Annotated in this window: 16 protein-coding genes; 12 read left to right on the forward strand and 4 right to left on the reverse strand. The window is 57.3% G+C overall.

Features of this window, described 5'->3' with window-relative positions:
• The first annotated feature begins 17 nt into the window (after window positions 1-17).
• The 11 genes from GT003_RS23495 to GT003_RS23545 all read left to right on the forward strand — a co-directional run bounded on the left by GT003_RS23495 (window position 18) and on the right by GT003_RS23545 (window position 19,683).
• Complete coding sequence (locus tag GT003_RS23495; protein WP_161702483.1) at window positions 18-1,637, forward strand: response regulator transcription factor; 1,620 nt, start codon at window positions 18-20, stop codon at window positions 1,635-1,637.
• Between the two features lie 196 nt (window positions 1,638-1,833).
• A complete protein-coding gene (locus GT003_RS23500; RefSeq protein ID WP_338045995.1) occupies window positions 1,834-3,177 on the forward strand; it encodes an ABC transporter substrate-binding protein in 1,344 nt (447 codons plus the stop codon).
• Between the two features lie 85 nt (window positions 3,178-3,262).
• Window positions 3,263-4,132 carry a carbohydrate ABC transporter permease gene (locus GT003_RS23505; RefSeq protein ID WP_161702485.1) on the forward strand — a complete coding sequence of 290 codons (870 nt, stop codon included), beginning with the start codon at window positions 3,263-3,265 and terminating at the stop codon, window positions 4,130-4,132.
• Between the two features lie 11 nt (window positions 4,133-4,143).
• Window positions 4,144-4,983, forward strand: coding sequence for a carbohydrate ABC transporter permease (locus GT003_RS23510; protein ID WP_161702487.1), 840 nt, complete (start codon window positions 4,144-4,146; stop codon window positions 4,981-4,983).
• Between the two features lie 128 nt (window positions 4,984-5,111).
• Entirely contained in the window at window positions 5,112-11,498 is a 6,387-nt protein-coding gene (locus GT003_RS23515) for an S-layer homology domain-containing protein (RefSeq protein ID WP_161702489.1), read from the forward strand.
• 309 nt (window positions 11,499-11,807) lie between these two features.
• Complete coding sequence (locus GT003_RS23520; protein WP_161702491.1) at window positions 11,808-13,361, forward strand: response regulator; 1,554 nt, start codon at window positions 11,808-11,810, stop codon at window positions 13,359-13,361.
• A 6-nt stretch (window positions 13,362-13,367) separates the two neighbouring features.
• A complete protein-coding gene (locus GT003_RS23525) occupies window positions 13,368-15,125 on the forward strand; it encodes a sensor histidine kinase (protein WP_161702493.1) in 1,758 nt (585 codons plus the stop codon).
• Between the two features lie 331 nt (window positions 15,126-15,456).
• Window positions 15,457-16,317: an ABC transporter permease gene (locus tag GT003_RS23530; RefSeq protein WP_239566022.1), complete on the forward strand. Its 861-nt coding sequence runs from the start codon at window positions 15,457-15,459 to the stop codon at window positions 16,315-16,317.
• Window positions 16,311-17,171 carry a carbohydrate ABC transporter permease gene (locus GT003_RS23535; protein ID WP_161702497.1) on the forward strand — a complete coding sequence of 287 codons (861 nt, stop codon included), beginning with the start codon at window positions 16,311-16,313 and terminating at the stop codon, window positions 17,169-17,171. Before GT003_RS23530 ends, GT003_RS23535 begins: the two co-directional genes overlap by 7 nt.
• 121 nt (window positions 17,172-17,292) lie before the next feature.
• Complete coding sequence (locus tag GT003_RS23540) at window positions 17,293-18,834, forward strand: extracellular solute-binding protein (protein WP_161702499.1); 1,542 nt, start codon at window positions 17,293-17,295, stop codon at window positions 18,832-18,834.
• Between the two features lie 18 nt (window positions 18,835-18,852).
• Window positions 18,853-19,683 carry a phytanoyl-CoA dioxygenase family protein gene (locus tag GT003_RS23545; RefSeq protein WP_161702501.1) on the forward strand — a complete coding sequence of 277 codons (831 nt, stop codon included), beginning with the start codon at window positions 18,853-18,855 and terminating at the stop codon, window positions 19,681-19,683.
• Between the two features lie 263 nt (window positions 19,684-19,946).
• Here GT003_RS23545 and GT003_RS23550 read toward each other — a convergent pair whose 3' ends face one another.
• A complete protein-coding gene (locus GT003_RS23550; RefSeq protein ID WP_161702503.1) occupies window positions 19,947-20,816 on the reverse strand; it encodes a helix-turn-helix transcriptional regulator in 870 nt (289 codons plus the stop codon).
• A gap of 145 nt (window positions 20,817-20,961) precedes the next feature.
• Here GT003_RS23550 and GT003_RS23555 point away from each other — a divergent pair, with 145 nt between their 5' ends.
• On the forward strand, window positions 20,962-22,941 hold the full coding sequence (locus tag GT003_RS23555; RefSeq protein ID WP_161702505.1) for a glycoside hydrolase family 127 protein: 1,980 nt from the start codon (window positions 20,962-20,964) through the stop codon (window positions 22,939-22,941).
• A 455-nt stretch (window positions 22,942-23,396) separates the two neighbouring features.
• Here the strand turns inward: GT003_RS23555 and GT003_RS23560 are convergent, their stop codons facing one another.
• The 3 genes from GT003_RS23560 to GT003_RS23570 form a co-directional block, all read right to left on the reverse strand.
• Complete coding sequence (locus GT003_RS23560) at window positions 23,397-24,224, reverse strand: carbohydrate ABC transporter permease (RefSeq protein ID WP_161702507.1); 828 nt, start codon at window positions 24,222-24,224, stop codon at window positions 23,397-23,399.
• 18 nt (window positions 24,225-24,242) lie between these two features.
• Entirely contained in the window at window positions 24,243-25,124 is an 882-nt protein-coding gene (locus GT003_RS23565) for a carbohydrate ABC transporter permease (protein ID WP_204798945.1), read from the reverse strand.
• Between the two features lie 157 nt (window positions 25,125-25,281).
• Complete coding sequence (locus tag GT003_RS23570; RefSeq protein WP_161702509.1) at window positions 25,282-26,820, reverse strand: ABC transporter substrate-binding protein; 1,539 nt, start codon at window positions 26,818-26,820, stop codon at window positions 25,282-25,284.
• Window positions 26,821-26,951: the final 131 nt, after the last annotated feature.

The following is a 26,951-nucleotide window of genomic DNA, read 5'->3' on the forward strand; positions in this document are numbered from 1 at the left end:
GAAGAGGAGGCAGAGCCATGTACGAAATTCTGATCGTGGACGATCATACGCATCTGGTAGACAGCTTGGCGAACGCCCTGCCTTGGGAGGACATGGGCATCTCGGCCGTGCACAAGGCGTATTCCGGGGAAGAAGCGCTGGAGCTGCTGCAATATCACGGCATCGATCTGATCGTAACCGACATTCAGATGACCGGCATCAGCGGGCTGGAATTGGTATCCGTCGTGAAGGAGAAATGGGCCAAGATCAAGTCGGTCATCCTGACGGGGCATGACGAGTTCCACTACGCGCAGGAAGCGATCCGTCAAGGCATCTGCAATTACTTGCTGAAGCCCGTCTCGAACGAAGAGCTGGAGAGCACGCTTCGCGCGTTGATCGGCGAGCTGCAGCGGGAAGGGGACCTGCTGGTCAATCAGCAGAAGCTGGCCTACTTGTTCCGGGAGAGCTTGCCGAAGCTCCGCGAATCGCTGCTCCAAGAGCTGCTCGCGGGCAAGATGCCGCCGATGTCCCGGCTTCGCGGCAAGCTGAAGCTGTACGAGCTGCCGTTCGACGAGTCGAATCCGTTTATCATGCTGTTCATGCGCATCGAAGAGGACTTCGCCGGGACGGATCTCTACAGCGTGTCGCTGCTCGAATACGCCCTTACGAACATCGCGGACGAGATATTCTCGCCGCGCTACGAGATCTGGCATTGCACGGACGATTACGATTACGTGGTGTTCCTGGTCCGCCCGAAGCAGCCCTCCGAGAGCTCCGAGAAGGAAGGGATGGAGGAGGCGGAACGGCTGGCGCGGCTCGTGCAGCATCAGATCAAGCGGTTCCTGAAAATCAAGGTGTCGCTCGTGATGAGCAATTGGAGCTCGTTCCCGCACGAGGTGCCCGCCGTGTATCATCATTCGCTTTCGTTATTCACGGACTATATCGGCTTTCAGACGGAAAGCTTCTTCCATGACCGGCAGGAGCGGAGCGTGGAGGAAATCCGCCCGTTGTCCGAGCTGTACGCGAGCCCGACGTTCATGCAGCTGCTGGAGGTCGAACAGTGGGACGACGCGGAGGCGAAGATGAGACGGGTATTCGAGGAGCTCGAGCGGCGGGAAAACAAGACGAGGGAGTTCGTATTCGAAGCGTACATCACGATCATGCAGGCCTTCTCCTACTACGTGCACAAGAAGGGAAAACGGTTCTACGACATCTACGGCCGCGAAGCCGAGAAGATGCTGAAGCTCGATGCCGGCTGGAGCATCGAGCCGCTGCGGGAATGGTCGGTCCAAACCCTGCAGCAGCTGAAAACCTACAGCGGGAGCTTGTCCAACAGGTTTCGCAACGAGCTGATCAACCGCGTCGTCCGGTTCGTCAACGACCAAGTCAAGGACGTGACGCTTCAATCGGCGGCGGATCACGTTCACCTGCACCCGGTCTACGTCTCGAATCTGTTCAAGCTCGAGACGGGAGACAACTTCTCGAATTACGTCCTTCGCGTGAGGATGGACCTCGCGCTGCAGCTGCTGAAACAGCGGGATGTCAAGATCAATTGGATCGCGCAGGAGGTCGGCTACCAGAAGCCGCAGTACTTTATCAAGCTGTTCAAAACCCACTACGGCATGACGCCGCAAGAATATAAAAACAGCCTGCAATAGGTTCGCGACCGGCAGGAACGTCCGGAAAATCGAATCTTAATAATAGGGCTTCAATCTTAAGAATGAGGCATTTCGCCCCAAATTGTCGTGCTTTATGATGAAGGCACAGGGAAAACCTGGTGAGGCAAGCCAAGAAAAAATCGGCGCAAATTTTTTCGGGACATTGTCATCGCACGATAAACGAGGGGGAAATACAGTGACCATTCGCAAAAAAGGTTGGATCTCCGCATTAAGCCTAACCGTCGTCACGGCGCTGGCTCTAACGGGCTGCGGCAGCAACAACAACGGCGGCGATTCGAACAACGGCAATACGGCAAACAAGACCGACAACGAGGCAGGCAGCAAGAACGCCGGCGCTTCCAAAGAAAACGTTACGCTGACGTACACGATATGGGACCAGCTGCAGCAGCCGGCCATGGAGGCGATCGGCAAAGAATTCACGGCCGAGAACCCGAACATCAAAGTCAAAGTCGAAGTCATTCCATGGGGCGATTATTGGACGAAGATGTCCGCGGCGGCGCCGGCCGGCACCTTGCCGGACGTGTTCTGGATGCACAGCGGCCAATTCGTGAAGTACGCGTCAGGCAAGTTCCTCGAGCCGATTACGGACAAGGTGAAGAACGGGGAAATCAACCTGGACGACTATGCGGCGAACCTGGGCTCCATCTACCAGCTTGACGGCGAGAACTACGCGATCCCGAAAGACTTCGATACGATCGGGCTTGCTTATAACAAAGAATTGTTCGACCAAGCGAACGTGCCGTACCCGGACGATACATGGGACTACGCGAAGCTGGCCGAAGTGGCCAAGCAGCTGAGCCAGCCGGACAAAGGCATCTACGGCTTCGCGGCCAAGATGGATACGCAAGGCGGCTACTGGAACGACATTCTCGCGAACGGCGGCTCGATCCTTTCCGCGGACGGCACGAAATCCGGCTACGACGATCCGGCGTCCATCGAAGCGCTGAAAGCGCGGTACCAGATGATCGTCGATAAAGCTTCCCCGTCCCATCAGCAAATGACGGACACGGATTCCACGGAGATGTTCAAATCCGGCAAGATCGCCATGATCTTCGAAGGCGACTGGAGAACGACCGACATCGACGCAAGCGACATCATCAAGGGCAAATGGAACTGGGCCCCGCTGCCGAAAGGCAAAGCGAAGCGCGGCGACATCATCAACGGTCTCGGCAACGTGATGTCGGCGAAGGGCAAACACAAGGACGAAGCATGGCTGTTCCTGAAATTCCTGGGCTCCAAACGCGCCGCCGAAATCACGGCGGAAATGGGAGCGGCCATTCCGGCCTTCAAAGACACGCAGGCGGCATGGGTCAAATCGAGACCGCAGCTGAACCTGCAAGTATTCATCGACCAAGCCGCGGAAGCGACGCCTTATCCGGCGGGCACGAAGGCCTATCCGGTGTGGTTCCCGAAAGAATCCGAAATCATGGCTCAAGCTTGGGGCGGCAAAATCTCCATCGAAGAGGGCGCCAAGCAAGTAGCGGAAATGATGAATAAAGCGATCGAGGAGAACAAGTAACGCTGCCGAGGACGCGTATCGGAAGGGGTCGAAGGCATTCCGAAGCCGGAATGCCTTCGACGATGAATAAGGGAGGAGGCAGGCCATGAATTCGAGAAGCAGGTACGTATGGGCATATATCATGATTGCACCTACCTTGCTCGGCACGGTCTTGTTCTGGAGTTGGCCGGCCGTGTATTCGATCTATCTGAGCTTTCTGAAATCCGAGGATTTCGGAATGGTCAATCATTGGGTCGGATTGGCAAACTACGAAAAGCTGTTCAAGGACAAAGAGTTTTGGAAGAACCTGCGCAACACGCTGTACTACATGATCTTGTTCGTGCCGCTCACGCTCGTGTTCTCCACGTTCTTCGCCGTGCTGCTCAATGCGAAAATCCGCGGATTATCCGCTTACCGCGTCATCTTCTTCCTGCCGCAGGTGACGATGCCCGCGGCGGCGGCCATGGTCTGGGTCGTGCTGTTCGCCCATGACTACGGCTTGATCAATTACGTGCTCGGCACGGACGTGGCCTGGATCTCGGATACGAGATTCGCGATGTTCGCGCTCGTTATCGTGGGCGTATGGGGCGCGATCGGCCTGAACATGCTGCTGATTCTGGCAGGCTTGCAGGGGATACCGAAAGCGCTGTACGAGGCGGCCGAGATCGACGGCGCCGTGCGGTTCCGCAAGTTCCGCTATATCACCCTGCCGCTCTTGACGCCGACGTTGTTTTTCACGACCATCGTGCTCATGATCGGCGCCACGCAAGTATTCGATTCGATTTATTTGCTCATCGGCAAGACGAACGTCGCGCTGCCCGAGGTACGTTCCCTCGTGTACGCCTATTATCAAAATTCCTTCGTCTATTACGATCAGAATTACGGCGCGGCAATCGTCGACATGCTGCTCGTCATCAATCTGATATTGACGGGCCTGCAGTTCGCGTTTCAGAAAAAATGGGTCACCTACGACTGAGGGGGAAGAGCATGGAGAATCGCCGTCAAGCCGCCGACCGCAGCTACAACTGGATCATCCACGTCGTGCTGATCGCGGCATCGATCGTCATGATCATCCCCTTCGGCTGGATGATTCTGACTTCGTTCAAAACCGTAACGGAAGCGACGCAAATTCCGGTCAAAATCTTTCCGTCCCATCCGGATTTCAGCAGCTACGCGAAAGCGTTCGAGAAAACGGACTTCAAGCATTACTACTTGAACACGGCCTTCACGGCCCTGATGAAGACGGTATTCCCCGTCCTGTTCAGCTCGATGGCCGCGTACGCGTTCGCGAGAATCCGCTTCCCGGGCAGAACGCTTCTGTTCTTCGTCATCATTTCCGTCATGATGGTGCCGAATCCGGTCTTCTACACCCCGCAATACCTGCTCATGAGCAAGTGGGGGTTGGTCAACTCGGTAACGGCGCTCTGGATCTGCGCGCTGGTCAGTCCGTTCGCCACGTTCATGCTGCGGCAATTTTTCCTGGGCATCTCCAAAGAGCTGGAGGAAGCCGCGATCCTGGACGGATGCAATCCGTTTCAGACGTTCCGCCATATCATGCTGCCGCTCGTGAAATCCGCCCTTGTCGCGATCGTCATCATTCAACTGCTGTGGTCCTGGAACGAACTGCAATGGCCGCTGATCATTAACAGCTCGCCCGACAAGCTCACGCTGTCTTCCGGGCTGGCGACGCTCGTGTCGATGTTCAGCACGAATTACCCGATCTTGATGGCCGGGGCGTTAATGGCCGTCATTCCGATGATCGTCCTGTTCTTTATTTTCCAGAAGAAGTTCATCGAAGGCGTGGCGTTCAGCGCGCATAAAGGATGAGCGCACGCTTCGTAGCAGACTTCAATGCAAGCCATCTCAAGACGCTAAGCCTAACAATACCTTTGGCTTGGCGTTTTTTTTAAGCTGCCATTAAAGCGGTATCAACAGAGCCGACGAGGAGGATTTTGATGGTTCCATTAACGGCATACCCCATCAGGAAGGCTTCATTTCGCGTTTTTCTCATGCTGTGCGTGCTAGTGAGCACGTTCTATGCTTATCCCGCAGGCAGGGCGCACGCGAGCTCCGAGCCGACCCGCCTGCCATCCGTTCCGTATCCGAGCCCCGCGGCGGACGGCACGCTGGCCAAGCATGACCTGACGCCCGCGCCGAGTCCGCTCGACAATCCGTTGAAGGGCTTCGCGCCCTTCTATCCGTGGGAGACGGAGACTTCGTTCCCCCACAGCTTGGAGTGGTATTATATCCCGCTGAAGGCGGTCATGAACGGCCCGGATTCGTATACGTTCGATACGGGCCTGGAGCCGGCGTTGAACGCCATCGCGGCCAGAGGCAATCAGGCCGCCATCCGGGTGTATCTGGAATATCCGGGCAAAGAGGACGCCATACCGGATTTCATTCACCAAAGCGGCGTCGAAATGCGGCACAACGATACCTTCAACCAAGACGAGCCGGATTACGACGATCCGCTCATGGTCACGTACCTAACCAATTTCATCCGAGCCTTCGGCGCGGCGTACGACGGAGATCCGCGCATCGGATTCATCCACATGGGCCTCGTCGGTTTGTGGGGCGAGTGGCATACGTATCCGTACGACTCGGATACCAGCTCGGATAATTATCCGAACTATATGCCGAACGACGCCACGATCAACGCGATATTCGGCGCTTACGATACCGCCTTCGACGCCACGAAGCTCGAGGTGCGCAATCCCGGCCTTCCGAACGCGGGCGCTTACGACATCGGCTATCATGACGACTCGTTCGGCTACAAGGAAGGCGATCCGCTGCAGAGCGTGACGCAGCCGGAGAGCATGGGCGGCGCCTATTATTCGTTCATGACCCAGATGCTGGATGCCGGCTCGGAGAATCGATGGATCGCGCAGTCGGTCGGCGGGGAAGTGCGTCCGGAAATTCAGGGCAGCTTCTTCAGCGGCGGCGCTAACGTCGACGACGCCATGGACGATATCGAACTGACGCACGCCACATGGATGATCAACCAAGGCGGCATCAGCAATTACCGTGCCGACGATGCGGCCGTGGCAGCAGGCGTGAGGAAGATGGGCTACGATCTGAACGTGAAGAGCGCCTATTATAATAACGTCGCGTCCGGCGAGCCGCTCAAGGTCGGCGTGTCCATCCAGAACAACGGCGTCGCTCCCTTCGCTTATCCTTGGCAGGTGGAGCTGGGCGTGAAGAACGCTTCGGGCAAGCTGGTGAAGCAGTGGGATACCGCATGGGACATGACGAAGGTGATGCCTTCGCAGATCCGCACGTATCCGGAGTGGAACGTTGCCGGCGATCCCAAGTACGTTCCGTTCGGCGAGCCTTATTATTTCGATACGACGATTGCCGAGCCGGGGCTGAACGACGGCTACTACTATGTCGTGATGAAGGTCGTTAATCCGTTAGCGGCCATCAGCAATAAAGCCAAGCAGGTCGGGTTCGCGAATGCGAATCAGGACGCGGAAGGCTGGCTCAATCTGGGAGCGGTACGGATCGGGGAGTGCGCTTCGCCGTGCACGCCGCCTCCGGATTCTCCGCCGGCGCCGGCGAAGCGCCTGCTCGTGGACGACTACGACGGAACGCCGGCATGGTCCGGCAGCACGACGAATGATCTGAATCAATGGACCGGTTCAACCAATTTCGCCAACGGCAATGGCGCGGGCGTTGTCCAAGACGGCGCGTTGACGCTGCAGGTTCAGAATATGGCGCGGCTCGAAACCAACATCGGCCGCAACTTAGCCGACATGAGCAAGCTGGTGCTTCGGGTGAAGGGAGCCGCCGGCGGCGAAGAAAGCCTCGTTAACCTCACGATCGGCGGCGTAACGAAAACGATCGGCCAATTCAGCGGAGATACGATCACGACCAGCTACAAGGACATCGTCATCGACTTGCCCGCGCAAGGCGTGGATATGTCGCAGACGCTCTGGAGTCTCGCGATCGCGCAAGCGGCGTGGGGGACGACGGGAACGATTCTGATCGACGAGATCTACTTTACGGACAAAGTCGAATCCGATCCGGATACGGGAACGCCGCCGGTAACGGGACCGGAGCAGCCGGGACTCATCGAGAATTTCGACGCCTATGCCGACGATGCCGCTCTGGGGCAGGCATGGACGGAAGCCTGGTCCGACAAGCCGGGATCGGTGACAAGAGCGCTCGGCCAGGCAAGCGGAAGCAAAGGCTTGAAGCTTTCGGCCGCCATCGCCGATTCGGAGTGGGCGAATATCCTGCACGCCATCCCGTCCGACAAGAGAGACTGGTCCCGATACGACGGATTAAGCTTCTGGGTAGACAATACGACGAACGACCATAAGGATTTCAGCTTGAACGTCGCACTGGAAACGGCCGTGTCGAACGGCGAGTTCGGCTTACGAGAGGGCGGGTCGGCCTGGACGCTCGCCGCCGACGGAAGCTGGCGCCCCGCGCCGTTCAATGGAGGCTCGCTTGCCATTCCTGCAAGCTTCCGAGGCGTCGTAAGAATCCCTTGGGATCAATTCGTACAATCCGCGTGGCAGTGCGGCGGCGTTCAAGCGGATTGCGCAGCGGCATTGGATCCGAGCGAAGTCGACGGGCTTCAGTTCGGCTATCCGCCGGCGGGTTACGCGAATAACGTCGTCACGATCGACGACATCCTGCTCTACCGGGCAGACCGCATACTGGATGACTTCGAATCGTATGCGGACGATGCCGCGCTGCAGAGCGTCTGGCGGATCGATTGGGAGTCCGGAGATCCGTCGACGCTGCGAACGCTTGACCGGACGAACGTCGCGCAGGGCAGTCAAGCCATGACGTTCTCGGTATCCCCGCCTCCCGGCAAATCCGCGTCCGACTGGGTGAATATCAAACGCGCGGCGTTTACGGGCGCGGATACGGATTGGTCCGCGTATGACGGACTTGCGTTCTGGGTCAACAATGCTTCGGCAAGCGGCAATGCGATGGATCTGAACGTGGCGATCGTGACGGATGCCGCGAAAGGCGAATTCTCGCTGAAAGCAGGAGGCGTCGTCCAGTTCTATAACGCCGCCGACGGCTGGAAAGCCACCACGCTTGGCGGGGGTTCGCTGTCGATCGCCGCAGGCTACAAAGGCATGGTCCGAATTCCTTGGAGCGCGATCGCCCAATCGGCGTGGCAAGGCTGCGATGCTTGCGACGCCCCCTTCGACAAGAGCAAGGTGCTCCAAATTCAATTCGGCTTCGGCCCCAAGAATCAATCGGACAATGCGCTCACCATCGACCAGCTCGGCTTATATGCATTAGCCGGCAGAACAAGCGGTTCCGGGGGCGGACCGACGGTCGATCCGGCGGAGCATCCGAGTCCGCCGGCATGGGCGGCGGAAGACGGAACGCATGCGCTGGCCTATCGGCCCGCGCCGGTAGATAATCCGCTCAAAGGGCTGCTTCCGTTCTACGACGCTTCCGAAGAAGCTTACTTCCAAGCGGGCGACGATTGGCGGGATCGGCCGTCCCAGCTGCCGTACAGCATGGAGTTCTTCTACCTGCCGCTGAACAAGCTGATGAACGATCTGAACGACTTCGATTGGACCGAACTGGACAAACGGCTTGCGGCCGTGGCGGCAAGAGGCAATCAGGCCGTATTCCGGGTGTATCTGGACTACCCGAACAAGCCTTCGGGAATTCCGCAGTTCCTGCTCGACGAAGGGCTGAAGACGTACGATTACGACGAGTACGACAATGGCAAGACCGCCGCGAGCGTTGCGCCGGACTATAATGACGAACGATTGCTCGGCGCTCTGGATAACTTTATCGGCGCACTGGGTTCCCGTTACGACGGCGACCCGCGCATCGGCTCGATCATGATCGGATTGATCGGTTTCTGGGGCGAATGGCACACGTATCCGTATGACGGAAATTTGAAATCGCCGAACCTGATGCCGACCGACGCCAATCTGAAGCGGGTGCTGACCGACATGGATGACGCGTTCGACAAGACGCAGCTCGTGCTGCGCTATCCGATGAGCAACGGCACGCTTCAAACCACGAGCTTCGATGTCGGCTATCATGACGATTCCTTCGCTTTTCAGACGCTCCCGCCGAGCTTGGGCGGCCAAGGCTGGCATTTCTGGGGTCGGGTGAAAGACGCGGGGGCCACCGAGTTCTGGAAACGCAGCAGCATGGGCGGCGAGATGAGACCGGAAATTCAAGTGAAGATGTGGAACAACGATCCGCCTAGATACAACGAACCGTCGACGCCGATCGAAGGCGCGCAAGGCGAGGATTACTACACGAGCCTGGAGTTGACGCATGCCTCCTGGCTGATCGCGCAGGGCGTATTCCAGACGCCGCTGGCTCCCGAGCCATTGGCGAGAGCGACCGAAGGCTCGCGAAGCATGGGCTATGAATATTACGTGCCCGCCGCTTACTTGAACGCGGAGGGCGGAGATCTGAAGGTGGGCGTGGAGCTGGAGAATAGAGGCGTCGCCCCGTTCTACTACGACTGGAAGGTCGAGCTTGCCGCCCGATCGGGAGACGGCATCGCGAAGATCTGGGAGCCGGGCTGGGATCTGCGAGACCTTCTTCCGAATACGAACGGATTCGACGGCAATCGGTTGTTCGAGTCGACCGTCAATCCGGAATTAAGCAACGGAAGCTATCAAATCCTGATGCGCTACGTGAATCCGCTGGAGGAAATCAATAGCGATGCCAAGGCGTTCCATTTCGCGAATGCCGAGCAGGATAGCGGCGGGTGGCTGAACCTGGGCAGCGTAAACGTATCGGGCAGCGCGGCGCAAGCTCCGGTTCGGGTTACGGGCTTATCGTCGACGATGGCGGACCGGCTGCAGCTGGCTCCGGGGGCGGCTGCGCGGATCGACGTCGCCGCAGCTCCGGCGGAAGCCGGCAATAAGAGAATCGTATGGAGTTCGGCTGATCTCAAAGTTGCTTATGTCTCCGCTGCTGGCTTGGTCACGGCCGTCGGCATTGGCCAAACCGACATCACGGCCAAGTCCTCCGACGGCAACATCGAGAAGATCTTCCATGTCACCGTTTCGACGGGATCCGATCCGAATTCTTCCGCTGGCGGCGGTGCGGTAACGTCTCCGTCAACGACAGCGCCGGAGGCGACGAATAATGGCGTCAAGCTGGGGCAGGACGCGATCAAGAGCGTTCAAACCACCAACTTGAAGGGCATTACCGAAACGACGGCTACGATCGATTCGAAGAAGCTCAAGGAAGCTTTCCAAGCGTTATCCAATACGCCGACCAAGAACACGGTAACGATCGACTTGAAGAACGACGGCGGCAGCGTGAAGGTGAACATTCCGTCGTCTGCATTCGCGGATGTCGCGGGCCGGACGCCGGGCGCGTTCGTCATGATTCGGACGGATTTCGGCAGCTACAAGATACCGGTCGGCGCGTTGGGCTTGGATGCTGCGGCGAAGAAGCTTGGCGCAGGCCCGGGAGAGATGACGATCAGCATCGTGATCGAGAGAGTCGCAGGCGCTGCGGCCGCTCAGATTGCAGCGCAGGCAAGCCGTGAAGGCTTGACCTTGCTGAGCCCTTCGCTGGATTACAGCATCTATGCGCTGGCTGGCGGTCAATCGATCGAGATCGCCGATTTCGGCAGCGCCTATGTCGACAGAACGATGAACCTATCCGGTTCGGTGAATCCGGCGAAGGCAACGGCGCTCGTATTCGACCCGGACACGGGGACGTTCCGTTTCGTTCCGGCCGTGTTTCAAGCCGATGGCGGCCAGACGGAGGCCGTTATCATGCGGAACGGGAACAGCATCTATACCGTGGCTTCGGGCAGCAAGACGTTCGCCGACGTTCAAGGCCATTGGGCCAAAGCCGACATAGAATTGCTGGCCTCCAAGCGGATCCTAAACGGGGACGCGCTTGGCCGCTTCTCGCCAAACGATTCGATCACGCGCGCGGAGTTCACGGCCTTGCTCGTTCGCGCGCTCGGATTGCAATCCTCGGCAAAAGCTGCCGGATTCAGCGACGTAACCAAGGAAGACTGGTACGCGGATGCAGTCGATGAAGCGGTCCGGTCAGGAATCGCGAAAGGCTACCAAGACGGTTCCTTCCAGCCGAACGCGCGCATTACCCGCGAACAGATGGCGGTCATGCTGTCCGCAGCGCTGAAGTACTTGAACCAATCCGTCCGCGTGGATGGGCGGGACGACATTCTCGGAAACTACGCGGATAGCGGAAGCGCTGCTTCTTGGGCGAAATCATCGTTGGCCGAGATGCTGACCGCGGGAATCATCCAGGGGAAAACGGAAGCGATGATCGCTCCCGCAGCGGATGCAACCCGAGCCGAAGCGGCGGTCGTCATCAAACGCATGCTGCAGTTTATGCATTTTATGAACTGACGGGTTGGAAAAGGGAGCGCATGACTTCAAGTGGATAAGACTTCTAGTTGATGCGAAGGCATGCGTTCCGGTTACAGGTCAGAGCCGCGGGGAACCCGCGGCTCTGTTTTTTGTGGGGAGGGGGAGAAGCGGCACGCTACACTCGGGTCCATGCAAAACCTTCGGGATCGCGCATACGCGAAGCCGGGGGTTTTTGCTTTCCATCCGCTGCCATTCTTAACGGAAACTGAGATAACATCAATAGTTGTCAAGGTTTTGAAATAAGCTGTAAGATGAGAGTCACAAACTTTCTTTCGAGAGGGATGCCGAATGAATGACGATCGATTAACGGTATTGGTAGTCGACGACGAGCTTCCGATCCGTCAGGAGCTGCGTTTGTTTTCTTGGGAGGAGCATCAGTTCGAATGGATCGGCGAGGCGGAGAACGGCGAGGAGGCGCTGCGGTTCTGCCGCAGCTTTGTGCCGGATATCGTCGTCACGGACATTACGATGCCGGTCATGGATGGGCTTGCGCTTTTCCGGAGCTTGAAGGCGGAGTTTCCGCATATCCAGGTCATCCTGCTGACCTGCCACTCGGATTTCGCTTATGCGAAGGAAGCCATCAAGCTCGGCGCGGTAGAATATCTGGTGAAAGTCACGATGGACGACCGCGATCTTGCGCAGGCGCTGCACCGGGCCAAGGAAGGCGTATACCGCGAGCAGTCGCTGCAGCGCGGAGAGGCGGAGAGCAGGCGTTGGAAGACGTCCGAACGTCTGCTGGAAGTATCCCGCCAGGCCGCCGACGACAACGAGCTGGCAATTTGGCTGCAAGACGCTTTCCGGACCAAGCTGCCGCTGCAGCTTACCGCGCTTCACGTGGAGGCCAGCAGGGAAGGCAAGCTGTTCGTGCATCATGCCGTGGAAGATTCGCTGCGGTCGCTCGAGCAAGTGAAGTCTTTCTCTTGGATCCCGGCGGACAGCGGCGTCTATGTGCTGGTATTTCGCGGGGAGAATGGCGATCTGCCCGAATTGCGCAGCGAGATGGAATGGATTACGAATGAGCTCTACCAATCGCTCGACCGCCGATTCGCCTTTCTAAGCGATACGTACAGGCTGTATAGCGTGCTGAGCGAACCGATCGGGAATAGCGCGGCATTCGTCGAACAATACCGAGTTATTTGCAGGAGGCCGGATACCGTATTCTATGAAAGCGCTTCCCGCGTAATCGAGATGCCGCTCCCCGATTCGTCTTCGCTCGACGAGCAGTCGGCGGCCGATATGTCGGTCAAGCTGAACAAGGCTCAGTGGAACCGGGAGCAGCTGGCAGCGCTCATTCGCGGCGGCTTCGCGGAGTGGGCCATCAGCAGAGCCATCGTGCCTGAGGAGCTGCGGACATTCGTCTCCGATTGGCTGCGTGACTGGCATCGCGAACAAGCGGCGCAAGGGGTTAAGGGGCGAAAGGCATCGAGCCGGATTAACGATGCCGCTACTCTGAATGAACTGGCGGAAGCGTTCGTTCAAGCGATCGAACTGCCGGACCGAGTCAAAAAGTGCCGCAAGGAAATTACGGATGCCAAGGCGTTTATCGAGGAGAACCTGGATAAGCCGATCACGCTGGGCTCCGTCTCCAAGGAGGTCGGACTCAGCCCGCATTATTTGAGCCGGCTGTTTCGCGAAGAAACGGGCATTCCGTTCAACGATTTCGTGACGGGGAGACGAATCGAGAAGGCGACCGATCTTCTGCAGCATACGTCGCTTCGCGTATATGAAATCGCGCAGCAGGTAGGCATTCCGAGCTACCGCTATTTCTCCGCCATTTTTCGCGAATGGACGGGAGCGGCGCCAACCGACCTAAGAACGGCAGACAAAGAAGGCAAAGGATGATGCGGAATGAATCGACTCTATCGCTGGTATAGGAGATGGAGCCTTGCGACGAGGCAGTTTCTCTTTTTGTTTATCGTGACGTTCGCGTTTTTTATTTTGCTCGCTTGGAACAACTATCACAAGGCGGCCGACTTGTTCAAAGACCAGATGGTGTCGGACTCCGAGATTCTGATCGCGCGCACGAACCAATTTCTCGATACGTATCTGGACAACAGCCGGAACGTGCTTCTGCTGTTATCGACGGATACCAAGCTGCTTCGGGAAGGGGACGGCAGGAAGCTGTCCGACTCGCTCCGGTACATCGCGGAGAACAACAGCACGTTCGTGAAGACGCTGTATATCATCCGCAAGGACGGCAAAGTGTTCTCGAGCTCCCAGGTCAATTACGAGATTATCGGGAATCCGCACCTGAGCGCCATCTATGACAAATCGCAGCAAACCTACGGAGCGGCGGTCGTCAGCCAGCCCTACGTTTCTCCGCTCTCCGGTCAGACGGTGGCCATCTCCCGTCCGGTCAACGACGACAACGGCGCCATGATCGGCGTCGCGGTCGTGGAACTCGATATCGACAAGCTGAACCAGAAAATCACCGAATTGACCTCCGGCACGTATCAGACATTCGTTATCATGTCCGACAAGGACAAGGTGGTCACCTTCGATCGGGACAGCGTCATGCTGCCGCAGCGGCCGGCCAGTTACCATGAGGACCTCCCGGAATCGTTCGTCGGACAGTTGGCCGATCTTCCGATAACGGCAAGCGAATTGGGCGGCCAGACGGGCAAGCTCGTCGTCGTCAAATCCGGCGAGAACCGGCTGGGCTGGACGCTGCTCGTGCTGATCAAAGACCGCTATTTCTACCAGAACGTCATCCGCTTATTCGATAACTACAAGACGGCCGCGGCCATCTGGTTCGTGGTGCTGCTGTTCATGGCGTTCGCCATGTCCCGCTACATGACGAAGTCGGTCCGGACGCTGGCCGCCAAGATGGACCGCGTTCACGATATGGGCGTTATTCCGAGCCTTGTCGTCAAACGGGAGGACGAGATCGGCCGGCTCGCCCAAAGCTTCAACGCCATGATGGAGCGGATCCGCAACCTGCTGATGGAAACGAAGCAGATGGAAGAGCGGAAGAAGCTGCTGGAGCTGAAGGTGCTGCAGAGCCAGATCGCGCCGCATTTTCTGTACAATACGCTGGCATGCATCGGAAGCTTGGCCAAGCAGCATCGGACGGAAGAGGTCAAAGAGACGATCCGGTCGCTGGTCGGCGTCCTGTCGCTCAGCTTCGACAAAACATCGGAGTATATCACGGTCGAGGAAGAGCTGGAAGGACTGAACATGTATATGCAGATCCAGAAAATACGGTATGGAGATAAATTCACGTACGTCCAGGAAGTCGATGCCGAAGCCTTATCGTGCGACATCCTGAAGCTGACGCTGCAGCCGATTTTGGAAAATGCCGTCTTCCATGGCGTCGTTCCGAGCCGCGGCGGAGACGGATTCATCCGCGTTCGGGGCTCCGTTCGCAAGGGGAAGCTGCGGTTCTTCATCCGCGACAACGGGGTGGGGATGGAGAGGTCCAAGCTCCTGAAGGCGCTGCAAGAGCGGTCGCCGGAACGGAGCGATGGGCAGTTCACGGGGATCGGGATGGCGAACGTCCATCATCGGCTGCGGCTCCGCTACGGCGATGCATACGGACTGCGAATCGGCAGCCTGCCGAATGCGGGGACGGTGGTGTGCATTACGATCCCGGTGGAGAAAAGATGATTGGTTTGCGGAAACCTCAGGTCGACGCAGCATTCATCTAAAGATGATTGGTTTGCGGAAACCTCAGGTCGACGCAGCATTCATCCGCTCCCTAACCATCCCGAAAAATTGTCGGTTTTGTTCCTGATTTCGCAAGATCACTGCATAGTTGAAGCGGTGACGGCCTTGCTATACTTGGTTTACGCCATTCGATGAATGCGTTTACAAACAAAGCGAGGTGAATCAGATGAATCAGCGGGCTGCAGTCCATTCCGTTCAAGAAACCGTGCCGAGACGGAGCGCGCTCTCCGAATTCGGCAGAAGGGTTTGGCGCTTCAAAGCGTTTTATTTAATGCTTTTGCCAGGACTCCTTTATTATATCGTCTTCAAATATATCCCGATGTACGGCATCATTATCGCCTTCAAGGATTACAACATGATGGACGGCATCTGGTCCAGTCCGTGGGCAAGCCCGTGGAACAAGCACTTCCTGGCTTTTTTCGAATCCCCTTATTTCTCGCAGCTGCTGACGAATACGTTCCTGATCAGCATCTACAAGCTGATCTTCGGCATGGTTCCTCCCATTGCCATGGCGCTGCTGCTGAACGAGTGCCGGGTGAGGTGGTTCAAGTCGCTCGTCCAGACGCTGACGTACATGCCGCATTTTCTGTCTTGGGTAATCATCTACGGCATCCTGATGTCGCTGCTCTCCCAAAGCTCCGGCTTGGTGAATCAATGGCTGGAGGATGCGGGCGGAACGGCGGTGCCCTTCTTGACCTCGACGTCGTATTTCCGGTCCATCCTGGTCGGTTCGGAAATCTGGCAAAATCTCGGCTGGGGCGCGATCATCTATTTGGCCGCCATCGCCGGCATCGACCCTACGCTGTACGAGGCGGCTCGGGTGGATGGCGCGGGACGGATGCGGATGATCTGGCATGTAACGCTTCCCGGTATCCGGACCGTCATCGTCATGCTGTTCATTTTGAACCTGGGCCATATCCTGGATGCGGGCTTCGAGCAGATCTATATCATGTACAACATTCAAGTGTACGCCGTCGCCGACATTCTGGACACGTGGGTGTTCCGTACCGGCCTGCAGCAGCTGAATTTCAGCCTGGCTTCCGCAGTCGGATTATTCAAAGCCGCGATCGGCCTGGTTCTGGTGCTGGGATCGAACAAACTCGCGAAGCGCTGGGGGGAAGGCATATGGTAAGGAGCAAGAACGATCGCATCGCGAACGCCGTTGTCTTCGTAATCTTGTTCGGCTGCGGGCTTGTCGCGGTATTCCCGCTGCTGTACGTCCTATCCGTGTCGCTCACGCCTTTCAGCGAGGTGCTCAAGAACGGCGGCTTCATTCTCGTTCCGAGATCCATTACGTTCGACGCCTACCGCAAGCTGCTTATGGAATCGAATATTCCCAGTGCCTTCGGGGTTACCGTTCTCGTAACCGTCATCGGCACGATTCTCAATATCGTGATTACGGCGTTAATGGCTTACCCGCTCAGCCGCAAACAGCTGCCGGGGCGCAATCTATTCCTGATGATGGTCGTCTTCACCCTGCTGTTCAGCGGCGGCATCATTCCGACGTACTTGGTCGTCAAGTCGCTCGGACTGCTGGACTCGATCTGGGCGATGATCCTGCCGAACCTCGTGTGGAGCTTCAACGTCCTCATCATGAAGAGCTTCTACGAATCGCTGCCCGAGGAGCTGTTCGAATCCGCCCGCATCGACGGGGCCAAGGAGTTCCGGATTCTGCTGCAAATCGTCGCGCCGTTATCGGTTCCGGTCACGCTGACCGTCGGCTTGTTCTACATGGTGGGCCACTGGAACGAGTTTTTCCAAGCGATCATGTACGTGACGGACCGGACGCTGTTCCCGCTTCAGGTGGTCGTCCGGGAGATTCTGATCCAGACGCAGAGTCCGCTCGAGAACGTGGATAATATGACGCCGAGCGAAACGCTGCAAATGGCTTCCGTCATCATGGCCAGTCTGCCCATCATTATCGTCTATCCGTTCTTGCAAAAGCACTTCACGAAAGGCATGCTGCTCGGCTCCGTCAAAGGTTGAGGCTCGGCGCTCCGTTACTGCAGGAACGGAATGGCCGGTTTAAACAATACAAGGTTTGAAGGCCCGGCGGGATGCTCCGTCCTTGTTCGCCCGGCCCCACAAGAGAGGGGAACCTATTATTATGAAACGAATGAAAGCCGTTTCCGTCATGCTCACGGTCATCATGATTTCCTGCGGCGTGCTTGCAGGCTGCTCGTCCGGCAATTCCTCCGATAAGGATGCGAACAACGCTCCGGCGAGCGGCAATGCGGGGTCAGGCGCATCGGCGGCGAGTACGGTCAAACTCGACATTATCGAAACCGGCAACAATTTGCCGTCGCCCGACAAGGATTTTATTAAAAAGGAAATCGACAAAGCGATTCATTCGGATTTGAATTTGACGGTCTACGCCTCGGGCGACGATTATAAGAATCAATTGAACGTGCGGCTTGCCTCCGGCAATTTGCCCGATTTGTTCCAAGTGCCGGACCGCGCGTCGCTGAAGCAGTTCGTGGAGCAGGGCCTGCTGCTCGATTTGACCCCCTACATGGATAAGCTGCAGCCGGTCAAGGATTTCATCGGCGACGAGAGCATGAAGAAGACGACGATGGACGGCAAGGCCTATGCCATTCCCAAAGCGCCGAACATCCCTTACAACACGTATTGGATCCGCAAGGACTGGCTCGATAAGCTCGGCCTGCAGCCGCCCGCGACGACCGACGAGTTCTTGAACGTGGTGAAGGCATTCGCCGAACAGGATCCGGACGGCAACGGCAAGAAGGATACGACCGGGCTTACCGGCAGCAAGCTCTCGACGTTCGCTCCGATCTTCGGCGCATTCGGCGTGGCCGACCCGAACACGTTCTACGTGAAGGACGGGAAGCTGGTCAACTCGCTGTACGATCCGGCGATGAAAGACGCGCTCGGCTTCATTAACAAGATCATCGCCACGGGCGGGGTCGATCCGGAGATCATGGCGAACTCCGGCCTCCAGCACCAGGAGAAGGCGATCAAGGGGCAGGCCGGCATCATCTGGATCGATTGGCCGAACCTGAGCAAAGATCAGTTCACCGAACAGATCAAGAAGGTCAACCCGAACGCCGATTGGATGCAGCTCGCGCCGCCGAAAGGGCCGGGCGGCCAATACGACGGCCCGTTCGACGCGGGCGGCACGTCCGGCATGTACGCGATTCCGAAAGCGCTGGAAAACAACAAGGAAAAGCTTCAGAAAGTGTTCGATCTGTTGAACTACGTATCGGGCAAGGACGGATCGACGCTGGTGCAGTTCGGCATCCAAGGAACGCATTACAATCTGGAAGGCGAGAAGGTCGTGCCGACCGAGCTGATGGGCAAGGAAGCGGGTTTCACGTGGCTGTACCAGTTTACCGGCCGGCCGGAGATGAGCTACCTGCAGACCAAATTCGCGCCGCAGTCCAAGTACATCGAGTTCGCGAACAGCCAGCCCCGAATCCAGATCCTGAACGGCTTCCTGTCCAATCCGGACGGGTATAATCCCGCGGACGCCGCTCGTTTCATCGAAGAAGAATTCGTGAATTTCATCTACGGGAAGAGCCCGCTGGACGGGTATGACGCTTTTCTCAAGAAGCTGGAGTCGACCATGAACTTCAAAACGTACATGGATGCTTCGATTAAACAGCTGGAGGAGCTCGGCTACGGCAAATAAGAGGAGGAACGTTTCACGATGACTGAGCTGCAATTCGATATTCCGGCGCTTGTCAGCCAATTTCATCGGGACGGGTATTTGATTCTGCGGAACGTGCTGCCGGACGAACGCGTAGCGCGGCTGAATCTGGCCGTCGACGAGCTGATCGCGGGCGAGCCCGAGTCGCTGTCCTATAATTGGTATAACAGCGTCGAGCGGCATCCGGCGTTCGCCGATCTGATCGACGAGCCGGCCCTGCTGCCGCTGATGGTCAATTTGCTCGGGTTCAACATCCAGCTGCATATCTCGCACTTGACGGTGCGAAGGCCCAATCCCGGCGATAGCAAGACGGAGTCCCAAAGCTTCATCAACTGGCATCAGGATGGACCGCACCCGCAGTTTCCGCGCATTCATGGACTGACGTCGACGTATTACATGAAAGCCTGTTACATTCTGAGCGACATGTCGGAGCCGGACCGCGGCAATACCAAGATCATCTCGGGCAGTCATCTGAAGGCGGATTTCGCCCCGGTACAGACGAACGTGGATGTGCCCGTCGAAGGGGAATTGCAGGTATGCGGCAAGCAGGGGGACGTCTTCATCTTCCCGCAAAATCTCTGGCATGCCGGCGCTCCGAACCGCTCCGGCTTCACGAGACGGCAGCTGTTCTTCGGCTACAGTCCGATCTGGATGCGGCCGATCGACTATCACCGGGCTTCGGACGCGCTGCTCGCGAACGCATCGCCGATCCGGCGCCAGCTGCTCGGCGACATCAGCAGCAACTGCTTCAAGTATTACGTTCCCGATGAATCGATGGTGCCGCTCAAGTCGATGTGGCTTGGAGCGGGCGCCGGCGAGAGCGCTTACTAGAAACATGACGCGCGCTGTGTGCAGGGGGCGCATCCCGTGCAGTACATTGGCCAGCAATGCAATTTCCAAGCAAGAGGTGTACCCCATGCACCGCATGACCGGGAAAGCAGCGTATTCCGGGCTTTCAACCAGCGCCTTCCGTGCTCGGTCTCCTGAGTCAGCCTATGGCTCTCCGAGCGAGTTATAGCGCGGCCTCCATATCCGTAATTCTCAACCAGCGGCTCCTCGAGAGGACCGCTGGTTCTTTGCGTTCGCTTACATGCCTACTGCGCATACTGGTTGCGAAACCGCAGCGGCGAGATGCCGGCGTACCGTTTGAAGCAGTTGGAGAAATACGGCGCGTTCGGAAATCCGACCGCTTCCGCGACCTGCGTGATCGTTTGTTCCGTCTTGAGTAATAGCAGCTTCGCTTGCTCCATGCGGTAGCGGTGAAGGTAATCCATCGGGGAGCAGCGGTAGATCTCTTTCATGCACCGCACGATATAATTCGGGTGAAAATGGAGCGCCTCCGCCAGCGAACGATTCGTAATGTCCTCCTGGTAATGCAGCCTGAGGAAGGTTTCCGTCTTGTTTGCGAGTTTCATCGCCGTTGCTGAAGAATCGCTGACGGCCTCTCTGTTTTCAAGCAGACCGAGCAGCTCCACGAAGAGCCGCTGTTCATTCATGTAGGAAGAAGCTTTGCTCTGGCCGGAATAGGCCGACAGCTTTCGCAGGATCGACTCGGCAAGCACGAAGTCCGTTGGCGCGAAGTACTGGGGGAACGCGACGGCATACGGATTTTGCCAAGCCTGGCGAACGGCCGGCGCGGTGCGAACGGCATGGGCTGCGTTTTCGCACGACCACGTTCCCTTGAACTCGAAATGGATCCAGTAGAAGATCGTCTCGCTCTCGCAAGGCCGGACCGAATAATGATAACGATCGGGCAGCAGCAGGAGCGTCTGGCCTTCCGTCACGGTCCACTGCCGGTCGTCCTCGCCGATGAACAAGGCGCCTTTCACGACCCATAATTGGTCGAAGATCCCGAGATTGCGGCGATTCGGGTGTTGATCCCCTGGCCCGAAGTTCGTTAAGCCGATCGTAATATAATACGGCATCGGCGGCATATGCAGCGTGATGACAGACTGTTCGCTCATTCGTTATCCCTCTCCGCAATTCGTGTGAAAATTTATAAGAACAAGTGTGGTTTATCTATATTCCATCCAGCAATACCAGGATAAACTAGGGACTATGAATAATCAAATTTTATAAAATTACATACGACAAAGAGGTGCTTACCGGATGAATCTGCTTAAGCCATCGAGCAGCATGGAGGTACGGGTCCGCGATGGGTTCTGGAATCGGTTTACCGAGCTCGTCCGAAAGACGGTCATTCCTTATCAGTGGGAAGCATTGAACGATCGGATTCCGGGCGCGGAGCCGAGCTATGCCATTCGGAACTTCCGAATTGCGGCAGGGCTTGAAGAAGGCAAGTACGGCGGCATGGTGTTTCAAGACAGCGACGTCGCGAAGTGGCTGGAAGCGGTCGGGTATTCATTGGCCGATCGGCGCGATCCTGAGCTCGAACGCATCGCGGATGAAGTCATCGATTTGATCGCGCTGGCCCAGCACGAGAACGGGTATTTGAACACGTACTTCACGATCAAGGATCCGGGGAAGCAATGGACCAATCTCTACGAGGCGCATGAGCTGTACTGCGCGGGCCATATGATGGAAGCGGCGGTGGCCTACTATCAGGCGACAGGCAAACGGAAGCTGCTCGATGTGATGCGCAAATTCGCGGACCATATTGAGTCCGTGTTCGGCCGCGAAGCCGATCGGCTGCGGGGTTACGACGGTCATCAAGAGATCGAGCTTGCCTTGATCAAGCTCTATCAAGCTACGGCAGAGGAGCGCTATTTGCGACTGGCGCAGTTCTTCATCGACGAACGCGGGCAGGAACCGAGCTTTCTGATCGAAGAGTGCGAGCGGAGAGAGGGCTATAGCATCTGGACGGGACGGAAACAGCCGATTCCGACGATGAAGCAGTTGGCGTATAACCAGGCGCATCTGCCGGTGCGCGATCAGGACGCTGCGGTCGGACACTCCGTAAGAGCGGTATACATGTACGCAGCGATGGCCGATCTGGCTGGATTAACGGGCGATCAAGAACTGCTGGATAGCTGCCGCCGCCTATGGAACAACATGACGCAGAAGCAGATGTATATCACGGGAGGCATCGGCTCGACGCATCATGGCGAGGCGTTCACGATCGATTATGACTTGCCGAACGATACGGTCTACGCAGAGACCTGTGCGTCCATCGGACTTATTTTCTTCGCGCAGCGCATGCTGAAGCTGGAACAGAAGAGCGAGTATGCCGATGTCCTGGAGCGGGCGCTCTACAACAACGTCCTCGGAAGCATGTCGCAGGACGGGATGTCCTACTTTTACGTGAATCCTTTGGAAGTCTGGCCGGATGCCTCCGCGCATAATCCAGGGCGTCATCATGTGAAGGCGGTTCGGCAGAAGTGGTTCGGCTGTTCGTGCTGCCCGCCGAATGTCGCGCGTCTGCTCAGCTCGCTGAACGACTATATTTATACGGCGTCCGAAGCGGATAACGGCATTTACGTTCATCTGTTCATCGGCAGCGAAGCGCGTCTGCGCATCGCCGGCGGTCAGGTCGCGCTCAAGCAGAGGTCGCAGATGCCGTGGCATGGCAAATCGACGTTCGAATTGTCGGAAGTGACGGGTGCGGCTTTCTCGCTGATGCTGCGCATGCCTTCATGGTGCGGCGGTCAAGCGGGGATGAAGGTGAATGGCGTTCAGGTGGAATACGACGTCTTGGATGGCTATGCGAAAGTGGATCGAGTCTGGAAGAAAGGGGATCTGGTAGAGTGGGAGCCGGCAATGACCGCGCATTTCATCGTCGCCCATCCGAATATAAGGGCCAACGCGGGCAAAGCGGCCATCGAACGGGGACCGCTCGTGTACTGCTTGGAGGAAATCGACAATGGCGGGCCGATCGCCTCGCTGTCGCTGTCGAAGGGCTCGACGCTTGCGTTCCAATACGATCCGGATCTGCTCGGCGGCGCGGGTGTCATCGAAGTCGAGGGGTATTCCGATGAGCGGGCTTCTTGGCGGGAGGACCAGCCTTACCGGCCGTTAGAAGCGGCGGCTTCCGAATCGACAGCCGGACCGGTCAAGCTGAAGGCCGTGCCGTATTACTTATGGGGCAATCGGACTCCTGGCGAGATGGCGGTGTGGAATCGAATAAGGTAACACCAAACAGCGCGCATCGATAAGCCATCGGTACGCGCTGTTCGTTATGGAGACGATCCTGCCCGCGGACGGCTTTCCGGGCATGGACTCCGGAAGCGGCGAGCTAAGCGAGTTTGGATTCGAACTCTGCATGGAATGGAACGCTGCCGGACGGAAACGTAACGGTTGCCAGCGATGCTATTTCACGAATTAGGCCGCTTAAAAAACGCTAACGGTTGCGACAGACGTTATTGGACATAAATGAGCTGATTTACGCGGGAAAATCTCGCAATAAGTTTCCTGGCAACCGTAAGCGAGCTAAAAGGGGCATTTTGAGGTGATTAGCGCTCCGTACAACCGTTAGGTCCAGAATGTTAAAGTTCAGACTGTTAAAAAGTTCAGAGTCGCCTTGACACGCTGAAGCTCCCGGCATCCAGAATGCCGGGAGCTTCAACATCATGATGAGCGACGTCCGTTTACATCTTGATCGAGCCGCTGGCGATGCCTTCCACGAAATTGCGCATCAGCACGGAGAACAAGATCAGGAGCGGCACGGAAGCGAGAATATAAGCCGCCATCATGCCGCCGTAATCGCTCAGGCCGTGACTGCCGGCGGAAGACTCGAAGGAGACAAGCGCGACGGTCAGCGTCTGATGGACCCGGTCGAGCAGAAGCGACGGCAGCAGGTAGTCGTTCCACAGGCCGTTGATGTTCATGATGCCGACCGTCGTGCAGATCGGGATCGACAGCGGCAGCACGATGGACGCGAAGATGATGCGGTTGCCCGCGCCGTCGATGCGGGCGGCTTCGAACAGCTCGTTGGACAGCTGCTCGAAGAAGGTCTTCAGTACGAAGACGGTAAAGGCTTGGCCGCCGGCGATATAAGGCAGCACCAAGGCCCAGTAACTGTCCGACAGGCCGAGCTTCTTGATCTGCAGGTAGAGCGGGATCAGCGTCAGGAAGCCCGGAACGAGCAGCAAGCAGAAGACGAGCAGGAACAGCGCGTTCTTGAACGGGAACTTGAGCTTGGCGAAGGCGAACGCGCTCATCGCCGAGAACAGCAGGATGAAGACGACGCTGATGACGACGATGACGACGGAGTTCAAGATCGGCGTGTTAATCTTGCTCCACGCCATCGAATAGTTGCTCCATTCGAAGTGAAGCGGAATGTTTATCGTGCTCTCCGCGAAGTCGATCGGCGTCTTGACCGAGTTTTCCAGAATGAAGTAGATCGGCAGCATAGTCAATACGATCAGAAGGATAAGAATCAATTGTCCGAGGGACGGCATGCGAACGGTTTTCAAAATAGTGCCCTCCTTTGGTTAAGTATCCGATTTGACGAGCCGCATGTTCAGAATCGTAAACGCGAGAATCACGACGAACATAATCAAGGCGATCGACATGCCGTACCCGAATTCGCCGTTCACGGTCGACACGTTATACATATGAAGAATCGGCACGTAGGTGGAGTAACCCGGACCGCCGTTGGTCATGACGAGCGGCGGAATGATATTTTGCAGGCTGCCGACCAGGGTCAGAATGACGATCAGCCTGAACTGCGGCAAAGAGAGCGGGATATCGAGGCGGAGCACCCGTTTCCAGCCCGTGGCGCCGTCGAGCTTCGCCGCTTCGATGACTTCCTTCGGTATGCCTTGCAGGCCCGAATAGAAGATGAGCATGTTGAAGGCGCTGACCCATGGGAAACCCATGAGCATGATTGAGTACAGGGCGATATGGGGGTTGCCCAACCACAGCTGCTGCCAGGAATCCAGGCCGACCATGCCAAGCAGCTGGTTGATCGCGCCATCGCCTTGATAGAGGAACCGCCAGAGCAGAATCGTGACGATGCCGGGAATGACGATCGGAATGACGAATAACGTGCGGTACACGTACTGCAGCCGGGCCTTCTTGACGTTGAAGATGAGCTCCGACACCACGAATGGGGGAAGCACCGCCAATACGATGGAAAACGCCACCCAGATGAGCGCATTGATCGTGGATTGGCCCAGCACTTCATCGGTCATCATGCGGGTGAAATTATCCAGTCCGATGAAATGCGGGGCATTGAACCCGTCCCAGTCGGTGAACGCGCCGCTTAGCGCTTGATAGACCGGATAGTACATGAACCAGATCAGGAATACGAAGGTGGGCAGAATGAAGCCGTATCCTGTCAGCGCCATCTTGGTTTTATCTTTGAAGTGCATTCAAGCCATCCATCCTTCCTTGTGCGAATAGCAAAGAGGGAGCGGCTTGCGGCAAGCTCCCTCTTTCCCGGTAAAGTTTGATCGCGCGGCCGCGAAGCGAAGCGAAGTGAACGGAGACCTCCGTTCGACTGCAGGTCGCTTCATGGCCGGGCGGCGATTAATACTTGCTGTAATCCGTATCGTTCTTCGTCGCGTAATCCTTGTTCGCGGCGTCGAGCGCCTTCTGCACGTTGGCCGTCGCTTTGTCCAAATCCATGTTGCCGCTCAGGTACAAGCCGAACGTACGCTGCAGATCCTTGCCAAGGTTCGCCGAGGAGTTGCCGACGCCGATCGCTTTGAGCTCCTTGGACGCTTGGCTGGCCAGCTCCTTCATGCTGTCGTTCGGCTTCGTGCCCGGCCATGTCGGAACGAAGTTGCCGTTCTCGTTGACGGCCTGCTCCACATGCTCCGGCGTGCCGACGAATTGCAGCCAATCGATGACGGCTTCCTTCTTGCCGGGTTCCTTCATGCTCTTGTCGGCTTCCTTGGTCGCCACGGCGAATTGGAAGGCTCCGTTCGGTCCGCCCACGGCGCCGGAAGCGTCGATGCCCGTCGAGAGCGGCGTGTCGCCCGCGGTCAACACCGGGAAGTTAAAGGAGCCGATCTCGAACTTGACCGCGGCGTCGGCCGCGTTGTTCGGCAGCCAGCTTCCGTCATAGAAGATCGCCGTCTTGCCGGCCAAGAAGTCGTTGCGCGCGTTGGCGCCCACGACGCCGGGGTCGCCTGTCAGGTAGTCTTTCTTCCATGTATCGGTCAGCTGCTTGAACATCGGCCACCAGCCCATGAAGCGCTCGTCCTTCGTGCTCAGCAGCCCCTTCGAGATGCCGACCGCCTCGTCGAGGCTGGAGATGCCCGGCGCCTTGTCGAACGCCGCGATCGTATCGAAATCCTTGGAGTAGAAGTCGCTCATGAAATGCCGTTGGAACCAGCCGAAATCCGGCGCTTGGGACATGGCCACGATGCCCGCGGCCTGCAGCTTCTTGCTGGCGTCGATCAGCTCGGCCCATGTTTTGGGCGCTTCCGCGATGCCGGCCTGCTGGAACAACTCTTTGTTATAGAAGAAGGCGGTCGCGACATAGTCGCCGTTGATGTTATAATGCTGGCCTCCCGGAGCGGCGGTTTCATTGACGACGGTGCCGTTCATGGCTTCCTGCCACGTTGCTTTGTCCGGAATATAAGGGTTCGGCTTGCCGAAATATTCGGTCAGGTCCTCGGCGATGCCTTTCGGGAACGTGCCGTTCAATTCGGCCCACTGCGCCCAATAGACGTCGAACAATTCGCCGGCCGCGGCTTTGACGCGCACCGTCTGGGTATAATCCTTGAACTCTTCGTCCACGAATTTGATCTTGATGCCGGGATGCGCTTTCTCGTACTCGTCCGCCAGCTCGCGAAGCTTGTGCTGGTCGGTCTTGATGCCCGTGATGTTCTTGGCATCCGGCGTGTAAGCCTGAGCGTACATATTGATGGTGCCTGTCCAAGCGGGAGCCGCGGTGTTGCCGCCGCCGTTCGCCGCTGCGGCGTTGTTCTCAGACGCATTGCCGCTGCCGTTGGAGGCGCTATTGCCGTTATTCGAGGCATTGCTGCCGCAGCCCGTCGCAACGATCGCGATGGCGGCCAGCAGGATGGGAAGTGCCTTCGACGCAAACCGATGTTTCATTTGAATAATCCCCCTAATCGTTTGTTTAGAAAGCGCATTCATGATCTAGTTCTAAGTGTAGATGAGGCGGGAACGTAGTTATAGAGGGGTAGATTTTACTATCGGTAGGTATTTTTTACTTCGCCGATCCG

Source organism: Paenibacillus sacheonensis (assembly GCF_009909195.1).
Classification (GTDB): domain Bacteria; phylum Bacillota; class Bacilli; order Paenibacillales; family Paenibacillaceae; genus Paenibacillus_Z; species Paenibacillus_Z sacheonensis.

What these genes read in the sequence shown, in the direction of transcription:
- GT003_RS23525 (WP_161702493.1), top strand. Translation starts at nt 13,368, where the DNA reads ATGAATCGACTCTATCGCTGGTATAGGAGATGGAGCCTTGCGACGAGG.
- GT003_RS23535 (WP_161702497.1), top strand. Translation starts at nt 16,311, where the DNA reads ATGGTAAGGAGCAAGAACGATCGCATCGCGAACGCCGTTGTCTTCGTA.
- GT003_RS23505 (WP_161702485.1), top strand. Translation starts at nt 3,263, where the DNA reads ATGAATTCGAGAAGCAGGTACGTATGGGCATATATCATGATTGCACCT.
- GT003_RS23530 (WP_239566022.1), top strand. Translation starts at nt 15,457, where the DNA reads ATGCTTTTGCCAGGACTCCTTTATTATATCGTCTTCAAATATATCCCG.
- GT003_RS23545 (WP_161702501.1), top strand. Translation starts at nt 18,853, where the DNA reads ATGACTGAGCTGCAATTCGATATTCCGGCGCTTGTCAGCCAATTTCAT.
- GT003_RS23565 (WP_204798945.1), bottom strand. Translation starts at nt 25,124, where the DNA reads ATGCACTTCAAAGATAAAACCAAGATGGCGCTGACAGGATACGGCTTC.
- GT003_RS23515 (WP_161702489.1), top strand. Translation starts at nt 5,112, where the DNA reads ATGGTTCCATTAACGGCATACCCCATCAGGAAGGCTTCATTTCGCGTT.
- GT003_RS23520 (WP_161702491.1), top strand. Translation starts at nt 11,808, where the DNA reads ATGAATGACGATCGATTAACGGTATTGGTAGTCGACGACGAGCTTCCG.
- GT003_RS23550 (WP_161702503.1), bottom strand. Translation starts at nt 20,816, where the DNA reads ATGAGCGAACAGTCTGTCATCACGCTGCATATGCCGCCGATGCCGTAT.
- GT003_RS23510 (WP_161702487.1), top strand. Translation starts at nt 4,144, where the DNA reads ATGGAGAATCGCCGTCAAGCCGCCGACCGCAGCTACAACTGGATCATC.
- GT003_RS23570 (WP_161702509.1), bottom strand. Translation starts at nt 26,820, where the DNA reads ATGAAACATCGGTTTGCGTCGAAGGCACTTCCCATCCTGCTGGCCGCC.
- GT003_RS23555 (WP_161702505.1), top strand. Translation starts at nt 20,962, where the DNA reads ATGAATCTGCTTAAGCCATCGAGCAGCATGGAGGTACGGGTCCGCGAT.
- GT003_RS23540 (WP_161702499.1), top strand. Translation starts at nt 17,293, where the DNA reads ATGAAACGAATGAAAGCCGTTTCCGTCATGCTCACGGTCATCATGATT.
- GT003_RS23495 (WP_161702483.1), top strand. Translation starts at nt 18, where the DNA reads ATGTACGAAATTCTGATCGTGGACGATCATACGCATCTGGTAGACAGC.